Below are 15,319 nucleotides of genomic sequence, written 5' to 3' on the forward strand. Positions count from 1 at the left end.
GGCTACGGAACTGTTACCGGCTAGGGAACATGGGGCTGTGAGTAATTGTCCACATAGGTGCCGGTCGGTGCGGTGCCGTCAAAACGTGCCTTAGGACCGAACTGGCCGTCCAGCTGGCAGGTCTGCTGCGATCCGGAAAAGGAAACGATGGTGAAACCGTACTCGGCGACTTTCGACTCTCCCGCAGGCATCGGTCCGGACACCTGTACGGGCTCGCGGCCGCTCCAGCTTTCCCGGGCTGATGCGTCCGCGCTGACCTGCGCCTGCAGGGCCGCCAAAACTTCCTCGAGGGGGACATCCCCGGTTACCGACGCGGTGGCGGTGGCGGTGGAGGGTCCTGCGGTTACCGAGACCGGTCCCTCCACCCCGGAGGTGTTCGCCAGCGTGACCGAGGAGACAACTTCCTTGCTGGTGGTGACGTAGTGGTGGTTGAAGCTTGTTGTCACGTCACCGGGTTCACATTCCGTGCCGGCGGCTGAGGCCGACGTCGGGAGGAACAGGGATCCGGCGATAATGCCAGCGGTTGACAGTAGGACGGCGGTTCTTTTGCTCGTGCTCAACATGTCGCTCCTTCGTGCAGCGGGATCGTCCCGCTGCCTTTGGGGAGCCCCCACGTTACTCCTGCGTATGGAAGTGTCAACCGTGAGGAAGGCATATTCGGGCCGGTGCGCCCGCCTGTCAATAGCGTGCAGTCGGATTGGTTCGGGGTCAGGGTTGGTCGGTGCCGTAGCTGATGCGCGACTGGTGCGGAATGAGGGGCTGCTCGGCCCGGACCTTCATTTCCTGCACCGCCCAGGTGTTGCCGTCCGGGTCTGCAAAGATACAGAACCTGCCGCCGTCACGCGGCTCGATGACGGTGATATCGCCAACCTCCACCCCGCGGTCCAGCAGTTCCTGCCGGGCCGCCTGCACATCCGACACCACGAGCTGCAGTCCGCGCAGGGAACCGGGCGCCATGCCCTGCCGGGTGTTTTCATCCCCCACCACAATCGAGCAGCCAGAGCCCGGCGGAGTCAGCTGGGCAAAGTCCATCTGCTCGATGGACGTTCGGAAGTCCAGATTGAAGCCAACCTTGTCGCGGTAGAAGGAAATCGCCTGATCCAGATCGCTGACCGGTACGTTCACCACCTCGAGGGTCCAGTCCATGGTCAGTCCCTGCCTTCCGTTGTCCGGGCGGGGACGGAGGCGAGCAGGCCGTCCAGCAGGTCATAGCCGTCAGACATGGCCTCCCCGATCCCGTTTGCCAGGAATTCATCCCGGGATTCGACCGAGGGATACAGGGATCGCCCGGTCAGCCGGCTCCTGCCGTTGGGCAACTCCGTGAAGGTGCTGTATTCCAGCGTCACCACGTCCGGGTAGCCTTCGAACTCGAAGGTGGAGAGAATGAATTCATCCTGCCGAACGCTGTGGAAGACGCCCCGGGAGACGTACTCCGCGCCGTCGTCGCCGTCCAGCACCCAGCGGTACGCTCCGCCGGGCCGCGGTTCGAAAACCTCGATCCGTGGGGTCGTGGTCCCGGAACCGGTCCACTGGGCATAGAGGCCTGGATCGGTGTGTGCAGCGAAAACCGACTGCACCGGTGCCTCGAACTCGCGGTGATAGTCGAAGATGGGGAGCCCTGCGGGCGCATCGATGGTCAGGGGATTGCCCATCACGCACCCCGCCCCTGCACGGTTTCGGGCTGGAGCTGGGCCAGCATCTCCTCCATCCGTTCAAACCCCTCCGAGACACCGCCCTCCATGCCCGAGGCAGCCATCCCGTCCCGTGCCTCCAGGCTCGGATAGACGGCGTGGGTGTGGATCCGGGAGCGCTCGCCGTCGAGGGCTTCAAACGTCAGGAATTCCAGGCTCGTGATGTCGGGATAGCCGGAAAACTCGAAGGTCTGGACGGCAAACTCGTTTTCCCGCACGGTATGGAAAATGCCCCGGAATTCGTAGGGCACGCCTTCCGGGCCGGTGTGGATGTAGCTGTAGGAGCCGCCGGTGCGGAAGTCGTAGTGGTTGATGTGCATCTCCATTCTCCGCGGTCCCAGCCACTGGACCAGCAGGTCCGGCTCGGCATAGGCGCGGAAGACCTGCTCCACGGGGTAGTCCACCTTGCGGCTGAAATCGATGAAGGGGACACCCTCCGGTACGGAAAGCTGCAGTGCGTTGGTCATGATGGATCCTTTGCCTGCGGGCCGCCTTTCGCTGCGGCCTGTGCATGAAGCACGGCGTCAAGGCTGCGGAACTGCTCCTCGCGGACCAGCCGGTACTGGCCGATCCAGGCGGTGAGTGCCTCCAACCGTGCGGGGTTCAGGTGGACGGGCCGGCGCTGCGCGTCACGGCTGCGCGTGACCAGCTGCGCCTGCTCGAGGACCTGGATGTGCTTCGAGACAGCCTGCTTGGATATCTCGAAGGGTTCCGCCAGTTCGTTGACCGTGGCAGGGCCCCGGGAAAGCCGGGCAATAATGCGGCGGCGGGCCGGATCGGCCAGGGCCAGGAAGGCCTTGTCCAGAAGGGGTTCGTCGCTGGAGGATGCCATGCGCTGGGTCAGTTTCTGTCGATGAGTAATCAAGTTGCCGGTTGTTCAACCTCTCGGTTGATTACGAAGCTACGCGCGGTGTTTGGGACGGTCAAGGGTGGTGCACCAATTTTCCGGCCGTCGTCGCGGGGGATCGCACACAGTCCACCGGGACGGCTTGGCCAATCCGTAAATTACGGATCCGCACTCGGCCCCGCTCGGGGTACGGTCGCCTTCCTCTGGACAACCCTCACGGCGATTAGGACGAACCTGCCATGGCATATCTCATCGGCTCCCACCACGTGACGCTCTCCGTGGCCGGGGCACAAGAGGACGTAGACTTCCACACCCGGGTCCTCGGCATGCGCTTCATCAAAAAGACCGTGCTCTATGACGGCTCCACTCCCGTTTACCACCTGTACTACTCCAATGCCGACGGCGATCCTTCCTCCGTGGTGACCACTTTCCCGTGGGCCCAGCACGGCCTTTTCGGCACCCGCGGCACCAACCAGGCCCGCGAGGTGCTGCTGGCGGTTCCCGAAGGGGCCCTGGACTTCTGGGCGCAGCGCCTCACCAACCACGGCATCGAGAACGCGCAGACCGAGATTTTCGGGGAGAGGCGAGTAACCTTCCACCACCCGGCCGGGTTGGAGTACCAGCTGGTGGGTACGGCGGCGGACCCCCGCCGGGGTTTCACCGGCCACGGCGTGCCGGACACGGCTGCCATCCACGGTATCCACGGCGTGGGTATCCACGTGTACGACGCCGACCGCATGGTGGATTTTGGCAACGAGGCCTTCTTTGCACGGGACCAGATCCTGGAGGAGGGCGACCGCGCCCGCTTCCGGGTGGGCAAGAGCGATTTCGGCAACTGGATAGAGCTCACCGGCAACCGCACCGACGCCCAGGGAACGTGGCGCTACGGTGCCGGGACGTATCACCACTTTGCGTGGAATTTCGACACGCTGCAGAACCAGGAAGAGGCGAAGTTCGACATCGAGGGTGCCGGCTACACCGACATCTCCGAACTCAAGGACCGTACCTACTTCAAGTCCCACTATGTCCGGTCTCCCGGCGGGGCGCTGTTTGAGCTCGCGGTGACCCATGAAGACGGCGGATGGGACTGCGACGAGTCGCCCGAGGAACTGGGCCGGGCTTTCATGCTGCCGCCGCAGTTTGAGCACGAACGCGAACACATCATGTCCCAGCTTGAACCCCTCACCACGGATGACGACTGATTCCGGTGCATGCCCCGGGCGGCGCGGGCCCTGCCCGGGGCCGGGCCACCGCCGCCCGGTCCCACACAGTGCCCCTAACCTGCAGGAGGATCCGTGCCGCCCAATCCGCACCTGAGCCAGGAACCCCTCTGGTTCGGACCGCCCGTCGGGGAGGCCTCGTTGGTTGTCTATGCAGTCCACGGCCGGGGGCAGGGTCCGGACTTCATGGCGGAGGTGGCAGACCGCGTGGACCTGCCCGACGTCGCGTGGGTTCTGCCCGCCGCCTCCAACCACAGCTGGTACCCGCAGAGCTTCCTGGCGCCTATGGAAGACAATCAACCGGAGCTTGGTAACGCACTGGAGGCCGTCCGCATCCACATGGATGTCCTGTTGGGCCAGGACGGGCCGCCAGTCAGTGCCCTGGGATTCTCCCAGGGCGCATGCCTGCTGTCGGAGTACCTGTTGCAGGACCGGCCGCCGCTAGCCGGGGCTGTTCTTCACACCGGAGGCTACCTTGGCCCAGCACAACGGGAATGGCCGGTGGATCCCCACCTGGCCGGATTGGCCGTGGAGCTATTGACCGCCCAGGACGATGCCTGGGTCCCGCTCCACCGCGTCGAGGCCACGGCCCTTGCCTTCCGTTCGCTCGGGGCTACGGTGGAGCTGACAACCTACGACGATCCTGAGCACCACCTCAATGACGATTCCATCCGGAGGATACGCCGCTACCTCAGGCAGCGCACCTCCAGTAGCAGGAGCAGCTGACCATGGCCCTGGCTTTTGAACATGTGACCCTCGGCCAGCGCGTGCTGTTCGGCTCCGGCAAGGCGGCGGAAAACCTGGCGTCCGAGGTCGAGAGGTTGAATGCTAAGCGGGTCATGGTGATCGCAACGGAGAGGGGCGCAAAGGTCGCTGCTGACGTTTCCGCCGGAATCGACGTGGTCCTCCGGTACTCCGACGTGGCAGCACACGTGCCGATCGACAAAGCCGAGGCAGCCAGATCCGCCGCAGCCGGTCACCGCATTGACCTGGTCGTGAGCATCGGAGGCGGCTCAGCCATCGGACTGGCCAAAGCGGTCGCCATGACCTCGGGCCTTCCCATCGTTGCCGTCCCCACCACGTACTCCGGCTCGGAGGCAACGAACGTCTGGGGTCTGACCGAAGCCTCTCGCAAGACCACCGGCACCGACGACGGGGTGCTTCCGGCAACCGTTATCTATGACGCGGCCTTGACCCTCTCCCTGCCGGTGGACCTATCGGTGGCCTCCGGGCTGAACGCCGTGGCTCACTGCATTGATTCGATGTGGGCGCCCCGAGCAGACCCGATTAACAAGGCCCTCGCGGCAGAGGGCATCCGGGCACTGAGCAGCAGTTTGCCCTCGGTTTTCGAGGACCCGCAGGATCTGCCCGGGAGGGAAGAGTCGCTCTATGGCGCATACCTTTCAGCTGTCGCCTTGGCCTCGGCCGGTCCCGGGATGCACCACAAAATCTGCCATGTCCTCGGCGGCACCTGGGGGTTGCCCCACGCGCAGACCCACGCCGTCGTGCTGCCCTACGTGCTCGCCTTCAATGCGCCCCAGGCGCCGGATGCTGCTGCCCGGATCGCCGGCGCTTTCGGCTCCGAGGACGCCCTAACCGGCCTGAACCACCTCCGTGCCGCCGTTGGCGCGCCTGCAGCACTCAAAAACTACGGGTTCGCGGAGAGCAGCATCCCCGAAGCCGTGGAGCTCATCCTGCCCCTCATCCCAGAGTCGAATCCGCGGCAGCCCACCCCCGCGAACCTCACCGAGCTGCTCACGGCGGCGTGGGCCGGAAGCATGACCGAAGCCTGACGGAGCGGCCACGGCGAACGACAAGGCACAAATTGCCGATTTTCGGACGGAAATCGGTAATTTGTGCCTTCTCGATCCCTTAGGGAGGGAACATGACCATCAATGTCCGGTCCAGCCGCCGCCGGGGCTCCGCTTGGAAGATCACCGAACCGGCCCCCGGAGTCTTCTTCGTGGAGGGGCCGGCGTCGAACTGGGTCCTGCTGCGCCAGGATCAAATGTTCACGCTGGTCGACGGCGGCTACCGCAGGGATGTGCCGCTGGTCCTGGCCTCCATACGTGAGGCTGGGCTGGACCCGGCGGGCGCCGTCGCCGTCGTGGTGACGCATGCGCACGCGGACCACACCGGGGCAGCGGCGTATTTTTCCCATGTCTACGGCACCCCGGTGCTCAGCAGTGCCGCCGAGCACAAGCACCTCACCGGCGAGGAAAAGTTTTCGGTCACCCTGCCCCAGGTGCTGGCCCGCGCCTGGCAGCCCCGTGTCTTCCGCTGGGCCGGGCATGCGCTGCGCGCCGGCGGGTTGAAGGGCGTACCGGTACCGCAGGCGGCGGTGTGGAACGACGCGCTGCTGGCGGGACTCCCCGGGAAGCCGGTGGCGGTCCCGACGCCGGGACATACGCCCGGACACACGGCTTTCTACCTGCCCGACGCCAAAGCGGTGATAACCGGCGACGCGCTGGTGACCGGGCACGCCATCAGCACCCGCAGCGGTCCCCAGCTGCTGCACGCCATGTTCCACCACGACGGCCCGGGAGCGGACGCCGCGCTGGCGGTCCTTGCGCGTCTGGACGCCCGCGCGCTGCTGCCCGGGCACGGTCCGGCACTTCGGGTGGCAATCCGTGATGCCGTGGCTACCGTCCGCACGCAGCGGGTGGCCAAAGCCAAACCGGTCTTTGTTCCGGGCGCCGGCTGGGTGGGGAAGCCCACCTACGGCCGGGTGGAGCCAGCCCCGGCCGCTGCGCCGAAGTAACGTCTTCCGGCCCGCGTTCTGCCGCCGTACACTGGCCGCGGACACCGCATCCGCGTGGAACGGAGACCCGCATGGACGAGCAGGCTGCCCCCAACAACCGGCCGGATCCGCAGGAGGCCGACGGCGAACACCAGGGCAGTGCGGGCCGGCCGGCCGGCGCCACCTCCGCGGCGCAACGCGGCCGGAACAGCGGCAAGCGGGGACGGAAGCCGCCGGACCCGAAGCGGGCCGCCATCCTCGGTGCCATGTTCCTGATGGCCACCAGCGCCATCGGCCCCGGTTTCATCACCCAGACCACGGTCTTCACCGTCCAGCTGGGCGCGGCCTTCGCGTTCGCCATCCTGGTCTCGATTCTCGTGGACATAGCCGTCCAGCTGAACGTCTGGCGGATTATCGGCATTTCCGGGCTGCGGGCCCAGGTTTTAGGCAACAAGGTGCTGCCCGGAGCCGGCGTGGTGCTCGCCATCCTGGTCTTCGTCGGCGGGCTGGTGTTCAACATCGGCAACGTGGCCGGGACCGGGTTGGGCCTGAACGCCATGCTCGGCCTGGATCCCCGGATCGGTGCCGGGATTTCCGCCGTACTGGCCATCCTGATCTTCCTGTCCAAGCGGGCCGGGCTGGCCCTGGACCGGGTGGTGGTGGTCCTCGGCGGCCTGATGATCCTGCTGATGCTTTACGTGGCCATCGTCGCGAACCCGCCCGTAGGCAGTGCCCTTCGAAACACCGTTCTGCCCGAGCAGGTGGATTTCCTGGCCATCACCACCCTGATCGGCGGCACGGTCGGCGGCTACATCACCTATGCCGGCGCGCACCGCATGGTGGATTCGGGCAACTCCGGGTTGGAGAACATCCGCCCGATCACCAGGGCGGCGCTGTTGGGCGTTATTGTCACCGGCGTGATGCGCGTGCTGCTGTTCCTGGCCGTCCTGGGCGTGGTGGCCGGGGGAGCGGTGCTGACCGGTGCGAACCTGGCGGCGGATGCCTTCGAGGTTGCCGCCGGGGAAATCGGCATCCGGCTGTTCGGCATCGTGTTCTGGGCGGCCGCGCTGACGTCGGTGATCGGCGCGTCCTATACGTCGGTGTCCTTTATTACCAAGCTGACCAGCAGCACCCGCACCCGGAACCTCCTCACGGTGGCGTTTATCGCCGTGTGTGCAGCCGCGTACCTGCTGGCCGGCCAGCCGCCGCAGACGCTGCTCGTCTTCGCCGGAGCGTTCAACGGGCTGATCCTTCCGCTGGGTTTCGCGGTCCTGCTGTGGGCCGCCTGGCGGCGGAGTGATTTGCTCTCCGGCTACCGCTACCCGCGCTGGTTGCTCCTGGCGGGGGTGCTGGCCTGGCTGCTGACCCTGTACCTGGGCTGGAACTCCCTCGCCGGGCTGGTCGCCCTCTGGACGTAAAGAAATCGCGGCTTCGACGGCGCTCGCCGCCGAACCCGTTCGCACACCGCAAGATCCATTCGCTCCCCGCAGCACCCGTTTGCGCACAGCGAGACCCGTTCGCTCACCCGCAGGGCCGGAAACGTCCATGCGGTACACAGGGGCAAGGACCCGGTTAACAATCCCAGGGGTGTTTCACAAAACGCCGAAGATTGTTCAACAACCCATAGACTGCTGGAAGCCCGCGTGGCACCCCCACGCCACCCAGCGTGCCCCCACACCAACCAGCGATCGGAATAACCATGGACAGCACTTCCACCAAGGTCAAGATCCGGCCCAACGCCAAACGCACCGCCCTGCTCGGTGCCATGTTCCTGATGGCCACCAGCGCCATCGGCCCGGGCTTCATCACCCAGACCACGGTCTTCACCGTCCAGCTGGGCGCGGCCTTTGCCTTCGCCATCCTGGTCTCGATCCTGGTGGACATAGCCGTCCAGCTGAACGTCTGGCGGATCATCGGCGTCTCCGGCCTGCGCGCGCAGACGCTAGCCAACAAGGTCTTTCCCGGTGCAGGCTGGCTGCTGGCCGGGCTGGTTTTCCTGGGCGGCCTGGTCTTTAACATCGGCAATATCGCCGGTACCGGGTTGGGCATGAACGCCATGCTGGGCATGGACACCAAGATCGGCGGTGCCATCTCGGCAGCCGTGGCCATCTTCATCTTCCTGTCCAAGAAAGCCGGGCTGGCCCTGGACCGGATTGTGGTGGCACTCGGCGCCCTCATGATCCTGCTGATGCTCTATGTGGCCGTCAGCGCGGCGCCGCCCGTGGGGGAAGCCCTGAAGAACACCGTCATGCCCGATCGAGTGGACTTCCTGACCATCACCACCCTGATCGGCGGGACCGTCGGCGGGTACATCACCTACGCCGGCGCGCACCGCCTGCTCGACTCCGGCACCACCGGCCCCGGGCACGTCAAGGACATCACCAAGGTCTCGCTGCTGGGCATCATTGTCACCGGCGTGATGCGCGTGCTGCTTTTCCTGGCCATCCTGGGCGTTGTGGCCGGCGGCGTCACCCTGGCCGGCGACAACCTCGCGGCCGACGCCTTCCGGCACGCCGCCGGCGAAATCGGCCTGCGGATGTTCGGCATTGTCTTCTGGGCAGCGGCACTGACCTCGGTGATCGGCGCGGCGTACACCTCCGTATCCTTTGTGACGACGCCGGAAACCAAGGACCGCACCCGGAGCTGGATCACCGTGGCGTTCATTGCCGTCTGCACGGTGGTTTATTTGCTCCTGGGCCAGGCGCCGCAGACCCTGCTGGTCTTCGCCGGCGCCTTCAACGGGTTGATTCTTCCGCTGGGCTTCGGCATCCTGCTCTGGGCGGCCTGGCGGCGCCGTGACCTGCTGCAGGGATACGTATATCCCAAGTGGCTGCTGATCGTCGGTGTGCTGGCCTGGGCGCTGACGCTCTTCCTGGGCTGGAACTCCCTCTCCAGCCTCGCCGCGCTCTGGCAGTAGCGGGCAGCGGCTTCGCTCAGGAACTCCCGGGAAAGGAAAGCTGACATGGAAAATCTCACCGAAGTCTCCGCGGTGGGCTCCGCAGGGCTGGACCCGGCCGCTCCGGCTCCGGCAGCCCTGACTCCGGCGCAGGCCCGTGCCCTGTTCCGGGACGGGCTGGTCACCCCGACCGCCGGCTGGTCCGCCGGCTATGCCCAGGCCAACCTGATCATCGTGCCCAGGGAACAGGCCTTCGACGTCCTGCTCTTCGCCCAGCGCAACCCGAAATCCTGCCCCCTCCTGGGGGTCCTCGACGCCGGGGAAACCACCGGACCGCTCCTTGCCGACGGCGACATCCGCACCGACGTGCCCCGCTACACGGTGTACGAAAACGGTGTCAAGGTTGCCGAACCCATTGACATCACCGAATACTGGCGAGATGACCTGGTGACCTTCATTGTCGGCTGCAGCTTCACCTTCGAGGCGGCCCTGCAGGAGGGCGGGATCCGGATCGCGCATATCGACCAGGGCACCAACGTGCCGATGTACCGCACCTCGGTTCGCTGCGAGCCGGCTGGGTCCATGGCCGGTCCGCTGGTGGTGTCCATGCGCCCGGTGCCTGCCTCGCAGGTTGCCGACGCCGTGCGGATCACCTCCCGCTATCCGGCGGTGCACGGGGCACCCGTCCATGTGGGCAACCCGGCCGAGATCGGCATTGCGGACCTCTCCCGGCCGGACTTCGGTGATCCGGTGCAGGTCGCAGACGGCTACGTGCCGGTGTTCTGGGCGTGCGGGGTGACCCCGCAGGCCGCGGTGATGGAGTCCAAACCGGCGCTGGCCATCGGCCACGCGCCGGGGCACATGCTCATTACCGATGCCCGGGACAGCTCCTACCTGGTGCCGTAGTTCCGGCTGCCCGAAATCCGCCTACGGGTGCATGTGCGCCAGCAGTTCGGCTTCGGCGGCCTCCAGATACGTCTGCAGCACCTTCGCGGCGCGGGAGCGTTTGCCCTGCCGCAGCAGTTCCACCAGCCGGGCGTTCTGCTCCACGTAGGTGGAGTGGAAGTCCGGCTGGCTGCTCATGGCGTGGAAGACCAGCCGCATCTCGGCTAACACCCGCTCCATCACCTGCTGCAGATGCACGCTGCCGGACATGGCCACAATCGCGGCATGAAAGGCCTGGTTCGCCGCGGCCATTTCCACCACGTCGCCGCGCTCCCTGGCCTCCCTCGCCCGGACAATCACGGCATCCAGCGTCTCCAGGTCCAGATCCGGTCCCCACAGTGCGGCAGAGGGTTCCAGCATCTTCCGCACCCGGTAAATCTCACGCACGGCATCCGGGCCCGGAGCGGCCACGAATACGCCGCGGTTGGGATAGCGGGTGACGGCACCTTCAAGGCTGAGCATGGTGAACGCCTCGCGCAGGGTATTGCGCGAAACCTGCAGCGACGCGGCCAGCTGCTGTTCGGAGAGCTTCGTGCCGGGCAGCAGTTCTCCGGCGGCAATGCTGCCGCGCAGCACATCCGCCACCCATACGGTGGTGTTGGCGTGGTCGCCGCGCTCGGTGCTGACATCCCCCAGGTTCACAGGCATCTCCCTAATCTAGCCGTACGGCGGCAGCGCAGCTGCCGGGGGTGGAACCCGGAGAACCGGCCGCTGGGGGACGGCCGATCCTCCGGAGCATTTAGGGGCGGAGCTCTCCCAGTGCATCGCCGCGGCCGACGGCGGTGCCCGGTTCCAGCGGGGGCCGGGCGAAGGTGCCGGCCCGGTGGGCGCGGACGGTGGTTTCCATTTTCATCGCCTCCAGTACGGCCACCGGATCACCCTCGGCCAGCTGCGCGCCGTCGTCGGCCACCCATTTGACCAGGTTCCCGGCCATCGGCGAGGTTAGGACACTCTCATCGGCAGTGCCCGTCCCGGCGGCCGGGGCTGCCGCGGTTGCGGTGCCGCCGGAGCGCAGTGCGTTCAGCAGCGCGGCCGGCACACCCACGGCAACGGCTTTGCCGTCGACGTCGATCGTCACCGTTTCGCGTTCGGCGCCCGGCAGGGACGCGGCGATTTCCGGGGAAGCGGCCAGCGGCTCGGCGAACTCGGACTCGATCCAGGTGGTGTAGACGCCCAGCTGGTCCTCCCGGGTGAAGGCCTCGGAGCGGACCACTGCCCGGTGGAAGGGCACCACGGTGGGCACCCCGCGGATCACCAGTTCATCCAAGGCGGCACGGGCCCGGCGCAGGGCCTGCGGCCGGTCCTCGCCCCAGACAATCAGTTTGGCCATCAGCGAGTCGTACTCGGCCGGCACCACGGACCCGGACCGCACGCCGGAGTCCATCCGGATGCCCGGTCCGGTGGGCGGTTCGAAGGCCTCCACGGGACCGGGGCCGGGCAGGAACCCGCGGGCGGGATCCTCGGCGTTGAGCCGGAATTCGAAGGCGTGCCCGTGCGGCACCGGATCTTCGGTGAAGGACAGCGGCAGGCCGTCGGCAATGCGGAACTGCTCGCGGACCAGGTCCACGCCGGCGGTTTCCTCCGTCACCGGATGCTCGACCTGCAGCCGGGTGTTCACTTCCAGGAAGCTGATCAGCCCGTCGGGGGAGACCAGGTATTCCACCGTGCCGGCGCCGGTATAGCCGGCTTCGCGGCAGATGGCCTTGGCCGATTCATGAATGGTGGCCCGCTGCTCATCGGTGAGGAAGGGCGCCGGGGCTTCCTCCACGAGTTTCTGGTTCCGCCGCTGCAGGGAGCAGTCGCGGGTGCCGACGACGACCACGTTGCCGTGCGTATCCGCGAGTACCTGGGCCTCCACGTGCCGGGGCTTATCCAGGAACCGTTCGGCGAAGCACTCTCCGCGGCCGAAGGCGGACACCGCTTCACGGACCGCCGATTCGAAGGCATCCTCCACGTCGTCAAGCCGGCGGGCAATCTTCATGCCGCGCCCGCCGCCGCCGAAGGCCGCCTTGATGGCCACCGGCAGGCCGTGTTCCTCGGCGAAGGCGCGGACCTGTTCCGCGCTTTCCGCCGGGCCCTCGGTGCCGGGTACCAGCGGGGCGCCGGCCCGGACGGCGATTTCGCGTGCGGTCACCTTGTTGCCCAGGTCGCGGATGGCCTGCGGCGAGGGGCCGATCCAGGTGAGACCGGCGTCGAGCACCGCCTGGGCGAACTCGGCGTTTTCAGAGAGGAACCCGTACCCGGGATGCACGGCGTCCGCGCCGGCGGCCCGGGCGGCGTCGATGAGTTTGGGAATGTTCAGGTAGGTGTCCGCGCTGGCGGAGCCGTGCAGCGGATAGGCCTCTTCCGCTAGGCGCACGTGCAGGGCGTCGGCGTCGGGGTCCGAGTACACGGCGGCGGAGCCGATGCCGGCGTCGGCGCAGGCGCGGGCCACGCGCACGGCAATCTCGCCGCGGTTGGCGATCAGGACCTTCTTCATGGGGTTCCTTCCGTAAACAGCCCGGCGGTTTCCTCCGCGGAGAGCGGGGCCAGGGTGTCGGGGTTCGAGAAAACAAAGCGGACCGGGTGTCCGGGCGGCAGCTGGGCGGCAACGGGCAGGTCCTGCGGCACGACGACGGCGATCACCGGGTAGCCGCCGGTGACGGGATGGTCGGCCAGGAACAGCACGGGCAGGCCCGACGGCGGGACCTGCAGCGAGCCGGCCACCACGCCTTCGCTGGGCAGTTCCCCGTCCCGGACACGCTTCAGCGGAGCGGCGTCGGGGTCTTCCGGATCGGTGGCTAGCCGGACGCCGATCCGGTTGGATTCGTTGGTGGTCCGCCACGTGTGCCCGGTCAGGGCTGCCGCGGCGTCGGGGCCGAACCAGTCGTGCCGGGGGCCGGCGGTGACCCGAAGCAGGGTGGGGGAGCGGCCGTCGCCCAAAGCGCCCGGGGTGGTGCCCTCCGGCAGGGGAGAGGACTCGGCGGCGCCTACCGGTGCGCTGCCGGCCACTTGGGCGACGGGCAGCAGGGTGCCGGCGTCGAGCGGGGCCGGACCGATGCCGCTCATCGTGTCGGTGCTGCGGCTGCCCAGCACGGGGGCCACGGCCAGTCCGCCGCGGACGGCAACGTAGCTGCGGACCCCGCGGAACGGAGTGCCCAGGGTCAGGGTTTCCCCGTCCAGCAGGGCAAACGGTGTGTTTAGCGGTGCGGGCCGGTCGCGCGTCCCGCCGGGGGACACGACGGCGGCCGGAAGCTCCGCGCCCGACAGCGCAAGGACAGTGTCGCCGTGGGCGGTCAGCTCCAGCCCGCCGAGCAGGTTCTCGATGACGGATGCTTCTGCCGGATTGCCCACCAGCCGGTTCGCCTGCCGGGCGGAGCGGGTATCGGCGGCGCCGGCGACGGAGACGCCGAGGTCCGCGTACCCGGGGCGGCCGAGGTCCTGGACCAGGGACTGGAGGCCTGCGTTAACCACTTCCAGGGATGGGCCCACGGCGTCGCGGGTTTCCTCGGCCTTTTCAGCCCCATCCGTAGGAGCTGGCGTGGTGGTGATCAATTCCCGGACGGGGTGGAAAACTACCGAGTCGCCCGGGCGGATGAGCGCCGGGTCGGGGCGGGAGAGATCCCATAAGGGGGCGTTGGTATGGCCGATCAACTGCCATCCCCCGGGGGACGTGCGGGGATAGATCGCTGAATAGTCGCCCGCCAAGGCGACGGAACCGGCCGGAACCGCTTTGCGGGGAGTGCTGCGCCGGGGGACGTTCAGGACCGGATCACCGCCCACCAGATAGGTGAACCCCGGGGCGAAGCCGCCGAACCCGCCGGTCCACGGCGTGCCGGTATGGGCATTGATAACCGCCTCTTCCGAGAGGCCGGTGAGGCGGGCGACCTCGGCGAGGTCCTCGCCGTCGTACACCGTATCGATGGTGACCGTGCGGGCATCGGGCAGCTCGGCATGGCTGAAGTCCAGATCCGACAGGAGCCGGACGGCGGCAACCGTCTCGCGGCGGCCGGCTAAGCGGACCAATACGGTTCCGGCGGCGGCCAGCGCGTCCACCTGCCCGGGCAACGGGGAGGCCTGCAGTTGGGCATGGAGGGCGACGACGTCGGGCAGGGAGTCGAGTTCAACCAGCAGCGCCCTGGTTCCGGCGGAGCGGATGGCGCCGATCCGCGGACCGTCGGTCTGCGCGCTGCTCACACGAAACTCGAGATGGTGACGCCGGCGTCTTCCAGCCCGGCACGCACCGCGCGGGCCATCGCCACGGCGCCGGGGGTGTCGCCGTGCACGCAGATGGACTCGGCGGACATCGGGATCTCGGTGCCGTCGACGGCGGTGATGACGCCCTGGGTGGCAAGGCGGACCATGTTGGCGGTGACCTGGCCGGCGTCGTGGATGACGGCATTGGTTTCACGGCGGGACACCAGCGTGCCGTCGGGGTTGTAGTTGCGGTCGGCGAACGCTTCGGTGACGCCGCGCAGGCCGGCGTCGGCGGCAATGTCCAGGGCCACGGCGCCGGGCAGCAGCAGGATGGGCAGGTCCTTGTCGAAGGTGCGCACGGCGTCGATCACGGCCCGGGCGTGCACCTCGTGGCGCACAATCGTGTTGTACAGGGCGCCGTGCGGCTTGACGTACCGGATTTCCGAGCCGGCCGCGCGGGCCAGGCCCTGCAGGGCACCGAGCTGGTAGAGCACGTCGTCGAACAGTTCCGTGTAGGAGCAGTCCAGGAAGCGCCGGCCGAAGCCGGCCAGATCCCGGTACGCGGGGTGGGCGCCGATGGTGACCCCGGCGGCCACGGCATCACGGCAGGTCTGGGCGATGGTGGAGGGATCTCCGGCATGGAAGCCGCACGCCACGTTGGCACTGGAGACGGACTCGAAGACGGCGGCGTCGTCGCCCATGGCCCAGTTGCCGAAGGATTCGCCCACGTCGCTGTTCAGGTCAATGACGGTCATGGTTCTGCCTCCGCGTTCGTGCCGATGAATGTTCCTACAGTGTGCCCGG

At 67.5% G+C, this 15,319-nt stretch carries 16 protein-coding genes; 7 read left to right on the plus strand and 9 right to left on the minus strand.

Translation table 11 applies throughout. The annotated features are described in order from the left end of the window. Positions 1-20: 20 nt before the first annotated feature. The 5 genes from AC5RT8_RS05375 to AC5RT8_RS05395 all read right to left on the minus strand — a co-directional run bounded on the left by AC5RT8_RS05375 (position 21) and on the right by AC5RT8_RS05395 (position 2,523). Positions 21-446, minus strand: a complete 426-nt coding sequence (locus AC5RT8_RS05375; protein ID WP_494094679.1) for a hypothetical protein — start codon at positions 444-446, stop codon at positions 21-23. 262 nt (positions 447-708) lie between these two features. Then, complete coding sequence (locus AC5RT8_RS05380; RefSeq protein WP_494094680.1) at positions 709-1,146, minus strand: VOC family protein; 438 nt, start codon at positions 1,144-1,146, stop codon at positions 709-711. Positions 1,147-1,148: 2 nt separating this feature from the next. Beyond that, on the minus strand, positions 1,149-1,652 hold the full coding sequence (locus AC5RT8_RS05385; RefSeq protein WP_494095179.1) for an SRPBCC domain-containing protein: 504 nt from the start codon (positions 1,650-1,652) through the stop codon (positions 1,149-1,151). Next, a complete protein-coding gene (locus tag AC5RT8_RS05390; protein WP_494094681.1) occupies positions 1,652-2,158 on the minus strand; it encodes an SRPBCC family protein in 507 nt (168 codons plus the stop codon). The genes AC5RT8_RS05385 and AC5RT8_RS05390 overlap by 1 nt, the downstream gene beginning before the upstream one ends. Next, positions 2,155-2,523: an ArsR/SmtB family transcription factor gene (locus tag AC5RT8_RS05395; RefSeq protein WP_494094682.1), complete on the minus strand. Its 369-nt coding sequence runs from the start codon at positions 2,521-2,523 to the stop codon at positions 2,155-2,157. Before AC5RT8_RS05395 ends, AC5RT8_RS05390 begins: the two co-directional genes overlap by 4 nt. A 254-nt stretch (positions 2,524-2,777) precedes the next feature. On the opposite strand from AC5RT8_RS05395, the gene AC5RT8_RS05400 reads away from it, so the two are divergent. The 7 genes from AC5RT8_RS05400 (at position 2,778) to AC5RT8_RS05430 (ending at position 10,300) form a co-directional block, all read left to right on the plus strand. Continuing rightward, on the plus strand, positions 2,778-3,740 hold the full coding sequence (locus AC5RT8_RS05400) for a VOC family protein (protein ID WP_494094683.1): 963 nt from the start codon (positions 2,778-2,780) through the stop codon (positions 3,738-3,740). Between the two features lie 93 nt (positions 3,741-3,833). Then, positions 3,834-4,484 carry an alpha/beta hydrolase gene (locus AC5RT8_RS05405; RefSeq protein WP_494094684.1) on the plus strand — a complete coding sequence of 217 codons (651 nt, stop codon included), beginning with the start codon at positions 3,834-3,836 and terminating at the stop codon, positions 4,482-4,484. Between the two features lie 2 nt (positions 4,485-4,486). Then, positions 4,487-5,551 carry a maleylacetate reductase gene (locus tag AC5RT8_RS05410; protein ID WP_494094685.1) on the plus strand — a complete coding sequence of 355 codons (1,065 nt, stop codon included), beginning with the start codon at positions 4,487-4,489 and terminating at the stop codon, positions 5,549-5,551. A 92-nt stretch (positions 5,552-5,643) separates the two neighbouring features. Next, on the plus strand, positions 5,644-6,519 hold the full coding sequence (locus tag AC5RT8_RS05415) for an MBL fold metallo-hydrolase (protein WP_494094686.1): 876 nt from the start codon (positions 5,644-5,646) through the stop codon (positions 6,517-6,519). A gap of 71 nt (positions 6,520-6,590) precedes the next feature. Continuing rightward, a complete protein-coding gene (locus AC5RT8_RS05420) occupies positions 6,591-7,916 on the plus strand; it encodes an NRAMP family divalent metal transporter (protein WP_494094687.1) in 1,326 nt (441 codons plus the stop codon). Between the two features lie 281 nt (positions 7,917-8,197). Further along, positions 8,198-9,415, plus strand: a complete 1,218-nt coding sequence (locus AC5RT8_RS05425; RefSeq protein ID WP_494094688.1) for an NRAMP family divalent metal transporter — start codon at positions 8,198-8,200, stop codon at positions 9,413-9,415. Positions 9,416-9,460: 45 nt separating this feature from the next. Next, positions 9,461-10,300 (plus strand): putative hydro-lyase, encoded by an 840-nt coding sequence (locus AC5RT8_RS05430; RefSeq protein WP_494094689.1) that lies wholly within the window; start codon positions 9,461-9,463, stop codon positions 10,298-10,300. A 21-nt stretch (positions 10,301-10,321) separates the two neighbouring features. Here the strand turns inward: AC5RT8_RS05430 and AC5RT8_RS05435 are convergent, their stop codons facing one another. From AC5RT8_RS05435 to AC5RT8_RS05450, 4 genes are all read right to left on the minus strand, one after another. Further along, positions 10,322-10,987 carry a GntR family transcriptional regulator gene (locus AC5RT8_RS05435; RefSeq protein WP_494094690.1) on the minus strand — a complete coding sequence of 222 codons (666 nt, stop codon included), beginning with the start codon at positions 10,985-10,987 and terminating at the stop codon, positions 10,322-10,324. A 91-nt stretch (positions 10,988-11,078) separates the two neighbouring features. Further along, positions 11,079-12,818 carry an acetyl/propionyl/methylcrotonyl-CoA carboxylase subunit alpha gene (locus AC5RT8_RS05440; RefSeq protein WP_494094691.1) on the minus strand — a complete coding sequence of 580 codons (1,740 nt, stop codon included), beginning with the start codon at positions 12,816-12,818 and terminating at the stop codon, positions 11,079-11,081. Continuing rightward, positions 12,815-14,515: a 5-oxoprolinase subunit B/C family protein gene (locus AC5RT8_RS05445; RefSeq protein WP_494094692.1), complete on the minus strand. Its 1,701-nt coding sequence runs from the start codon at positions 14,513-14,515 to the stop codon at positions 12,815-12,817. The genes AC5RT8_RS05440 and AC5RT8_RS05445 overlap by 4 nt, the downstream gene beginning before the upstream one ends. After that, complete coding sequence (locus AC5RT8_RS05450) at positions 14,512-15,270, minus strand: LamB/YcsF family protein (protein ID WP_494094693.1); 759 nt, start codon at positions 15,268-15,270, stop codon at positions 14,512-14,514. Before AC5RT8_RS05450 ends, AC5RT8_RS05445 begins: the two co-directional genes overlap by 4 nt. Positions 15,271-15,319 lie beyond the last annotated feature (49 nt).

The sequence above is a fragment of the Arthrobacter sp. Ms25 genome (genome assembly GCF_059090365.1).